This window comes from Bacillus sp. MBGLi79 (genome assembly GCF_002953915.1).
The window spans coordinates 3,869,353-3,873,589 of record NZ_CP026521.1; the positions used below are offsets into that span (position 1 = coordinate 3,869,353).

General features: G+C 47.3%; 4 protein-coding genes, 1 pseudogene and 1 riboswitch. Of the genes and pseudogenes, 2 read left to right on the forward strand and 3 right to left on the reverse strand.

Annotation, left to right across the window (positions count from 1 at the left end; all coding sequences use genetic code 11):
• From C1T29_RS19775 to sspJ, 3 genes are all read right to left on the reverse strand, one after another.
• Nucleotides 1–618, reverse strand: a 618-nt coding sequence (locus C1T29_RS19775; protein ID WP_208945738.1) for a FecCD family ABC transporter permease, incomplete at its 3' end; no start/stop codon positions are given.
• Between the two features lie 183 nt (nucleotides 619–801).
• Nucleotides 802–2,205 carry an amino acid permease gene (locus C1T29_RS19780; protein ID WP_020452927.1) on the reverse strand — a complete coding sequence of 468 codons (1,404 nt, stop codon included), beginning with the start codon at nucleotides 2,203–2,205 and terminating at the stop codon, nucleotides 802–804.
• Between the two features lie 114 nt (nucleotides 2,206–2,319).
• Nucleotides 2,320–2,496: riboswitch (Lysine riboswitch) on the reverse strand.
• Between the two features lie 159 nt (nucleotides 2,497–2,655).
• Nucleotides 2,656–2,796, reverse strand: coding sequence for a small acid-soluble spore protein SspJ (gene sspJ, locus C1T29_RS19785; protein WP_003185183.1), 141 nt, complete (start codon nucleotides 2,794–2,796; stop codon nucleotides 2,656–2,658).
• 239 nt (nucleotides 2,797–3,035) lie between these two features.
• On the opposite strand from sspJ, the gene C1T29_RS19790 reads away from it, so the two are divergent.
• The gene (locus tag C1T29_RS19790) at nucleotides 3,036–3,506 is read left to right on the forward strand and encodes a metal-dependent hydrolase (protein WP_208945537.1); all 471 of its coding nucleotides are present in this window, start codon (nucleotides 3,036–3,038) and stop codon (nucleotides 3,504–3,506) included.
• A 99-nt stretch (nucleotides 3,507–3,605) separates the two neighbouring features.
• Nucleotides 3,606–4,237, forward strand: a pseudogene (locus C1T29_RS24910) (hypothetical protein); the annotation flags it as partial.

A 4,237-nucleotide genomic window follows, 5' to 3' on the forward strand; every position in this document is an offset into this window, starting at 1 on the left:
GCGGAGCCATTTCGTGCCAGCGACACCTCCGGCATACCAAAAACTGACGTCGCGCGCCACATCAAAATGGATCGCAATGCTCGTAGAAAGAGCGCTCAGAAATGTGCCGACAGCCGTACCGGCCAAAGCCAGCTTTACAGGCGTAAGACCGCCTTTTGAAAACATTCCGATCGCAAAAACGAGTCCCGCTCCAAGACCCGCGCCGGCAAACGACCAGATCATCAGCCCGACCGATGAGGTTCCCGGAAAAAAAGCAAACGCGACAGCAATTGCGAAAGCTGACCCGTGCGTGACGCTCATAATTTCCGGCGATGCGAGAGGGTTTCTCGTCATCCCCTGCATCACGGCTCCGGAAACCGCCAAGCAGGCGCCCACAAGAGCCGCACTTACCGTCCTTGGCAGTCTGAGTTCCTGAATAATTTGATGGGCCGTATTTTTCGCATCAAAATGAAAAATGGCGTCCCAAACCGTTCCAAGCTTTATATCAGCCGCACCGAGCGCAATCGATAATGCGGCGCCAAACAGCAGCAGCATGATTCCGCCGGCCAGGACAAAAACAGCTCCGAGCGGACGGATGATCGGTTTCTGTTCTCCATCAGGGCCATCCGCGCTGTTGATACGATGTATGTTTTTGTAAGAGCTCCCTCGATGCCATTCCTTTCGATCTTTTTAACCGATAACGATTATCATTTTCATTTTATAGTATAACAGGCCTAAGCGGAAATTTTAATCAAAAATTTCGGCGGGAATCAAAAAGCCAGCCGATCTTCTGCTAAAAGACCCGGCTGGCAAAGAACTTTATCACACTTGATTATTTTTGAACTTTTTGTAGACGAACGGGTAGATCGCAAGACCGACGAAAAACAGCCCGATTCCCAAGATAAAGGTGGTTAAGTCAGACGTACCTGAAACGATGACCCATAAAGAATACACCAGAGCAGCCAAAGCGATGATGCCGTCCCCTGTTCTTGAACCTTTCAGTTCGCCGTATGTCTCCCCTTTGAGGATGAGCTTCAAGCTGAAAACAGCCGCCACAAGATAAGGCACAAGGTAAGCGAGCGTCGCCGACGTTGTTAAAAACGTAAAGGCCTCGCTGATCGTTCCCGAAACCGTTGAGAAAATAAAGATCTGCGACATCACGTTTGTGACGATCAATGAATTAACCGGGCTTCCCTTTTTGTTCGTTTTCGCAAAGAAAGCAGGAAAATCACCGGCCTTTGCCGCCTGATACGGAACCTCTGCGCCGATTAAAATCCAGCCGAGCATCGATCCAAACAAAGAAACGATTGCCAAGACCGCCATAATTACACTGCCAAAGCTGCCGATGATCACGTGCAGCACATCAACGAACGGTTTATCCGATGCCTGGAGCTGATCGTGCGGGATGACGCCCATCGTTATTAAAGTGATGACCATATAAATGCCGAGCGCAATTAACAGTCCGGTAATCGTCGCGCGTTTGACATCGCGCTGGGATGATGCGCGCCCTGATAAGATTACCGCAGACTCGATGCCGACAAACGCCCACAGCGTTGAAATCGCCGCATTGTGAACCTGTCCGCCCAGCCCAATACTTTTGCCTTCTGATTCGATTGGAAAATAAAATGATTCGAATAAAGCCGTCTGAAAAACGAACAAACCTGCAACAATAAACAGGACAAACCCAAGCACTTTTGAAAAAGTTGCTAAAAAGTTCAGTTTGCCCGCTCCATTTATGCTGGAGACTAAGATGAAATGCGTCCCCCATAACAAGATTGTACATACGATAAATGTCAAGAGCTGGCCGAGTGTAACGGGGTGGCCGCCGAGTTCAATCAGCTCGCGTCCGTCAGTTAAGATCGGCAGGAAAGTCGTCAAATAGCCTGCAAGGCTTGTAATGATGGCCACGTTGCTGATCCAGCTTGCCACCCAATACCCCCATACCATTGTAAAACCTGCCGCATTCCCTTTTTTAGGGTCTGAGAATAAAGCTCTTGCATAGCTTTGCGGACCTGCTTTAAGATCCGGACGGCGAATGGATAAATGACCGAATACAAGGGCGATCATCAGCACCCCCGCACCCGTCACCAGCCATGCCGCCGTTACGCCGAACGGGCTTGCCGTCTGGGCGAGTGTGCTGGGGAGCATAAAAATCCCTGAGCCGACCATATTGCCGACAACAAAAGCGGTAAGAAGCCAGAAGCCCCATTTTTTTGTCTGTTCCATAAGATATAACCTCCGAGCATTTTATAAAAAATATGCCGGACCAGACCGTGAGATCATTCAAAATAAAAAAAGCATGAACAAAAGTCCATGCTTTGGTTAAACATACACTCTTGATCTCCGGATAGCCCTCCGCGGGAAAACCCGCGGCAGTCCTGCACTTATTCAATGCAGACCCAGCATAAAGAATGAATGGCTTCCTTATGCTTCGGCGCTGATGCCTTTTGCATATGATCATCGGCCCCATCAGCCTCACACATGCGACTCATCATCCGCGCAACCTCTACCTCACTAAGAGTTAAGAGTGAGGATTTATCACATATTCTGAAAAGAGGTTACCAGAGAAATTTTAATCTGTCAAAGGGAAGTGATGGAAAAACGGACAGCCGCGCCAAAAGGCCGCCTGTTTCGGCAGCCTTCTGCAGAATGGAAGACGGCGCTTCCATCTGTCATTTATCGGTTGTTTTTCTTTTTGTTGACCGCCTCTTGCAAAGGGTCTCCTTTCAGCGCTTGTCCTGCATCTTCAAGCGCCCCCCGAACGGCGTTTTGGTCCTTTTCCTTATTTCCTCTATCTTTATTGAAGAAAATACCCAAATGAATCACCTCTTTAAAAATGTGGTACAATTTTAATTTGGCTTATCACTTTAAAATTATGCAGAACCTTGAATGTGTTTTTTAACTGAAAACACCATATTCTAGATGTAAACATGCTGATTGCCTCAGGAAAATGCGTTTTTTGCCTGACAAGTTGCCACCATCTGTCTTGAAGGCCGCCAGAACTCTTGATATAGTTTTCATTAGGAAATTGTTATAGGTCTTAAAGGAGAAGCGATATGACAGGAAAAACACACATCATGGGAGGGGTCGCTTCTTGCACGGCTGCTGCTTATTTTTACGGATATGATCCAGGGTTCATGACAGCTTCGGGCGTTATCGGAGCATTGATTCCGGATATTTGCCATACAAAGAGCAAGATCGGCAGAAGGCTACCGATTTTATCAGCAGTGGTCAGTTCTGTCTTCGGGCACAGGACGTTTACACACAGCCTGCTCTTTTTGCTCATCACGGCATTTGCGGCACATTTATATTTTACAGATCAGAGCATTTTTGTCGGATTGATGGCCGGAATGGCGAGCCATCTGCTCCTTGATGCCGGGACTGTAAATGGCATCAAACTTTTCTTTCCGTCCGCCATTAAGGTTCGGCTGCCCCTTTATATTAAAACCGGCGGGAAGGCGGAACAAGGCGTTCTGGCTGTGCTCACCGTTGTTTCGTGCTATTTTATTGCGAACTTGATCGCCTGACGAAAGGGACGGTTTGACCGATTGCTGTATTATGCTTTGTTCAGTCGTTTTATCTTGGTGTTGTTTACCTGCGGGGATTATATGTGAGGAGCTATTTATATGAAAGAACAATTTTTTAAAAAGCAGTGGTTTTTATGCCTATCCATATTTTTTATGTGGATGAAAACGTACTTCATCTACAAGCTGGGCTTTAATTTACAAATCGACAACGCACTTCAGGAATTGATCCTGTTTATCAACCCGCTTAGCTTTCTCATCCCTGTACTCGGCATCAGCCTCTTTTTTCGCGAAAAAACGCAGCGCCTCTATTTAATCGGGGCTAATGTCGTCCTGACGGGCATCTTGATTGCAAACAGTATTTTCTATGGTTTCTACATCGATTTCATCACTGTTCCCGTCCTGTTCCAGGCAAAAAACCTCGGGGGGCTTGGGAGCAGTTTTCAGGAGCTGTTCAATCCGGTTTTCATCGCGCTTTTTCTGGATTTGGCTCTTTTGGTCTGGCTGGCAAAAACGCGCACAAGAACCGGCAAAAAGCTTTCCGCTAAATCCGTTAAGATCTACTACGCGGCAGCTGCCGGCACGGTACTGTTTAATCTCGCCCTGTCGGAGCTGGATCAGCCGAAGTTTTTAAGCTACTCCTACGACAGGGAAGTGCTTGTAAAAAACATCGGCTTATATCAGTTTCATCTGTTGGACGGCATTTCACAGACTTTTAATTTGACACAAAAAGC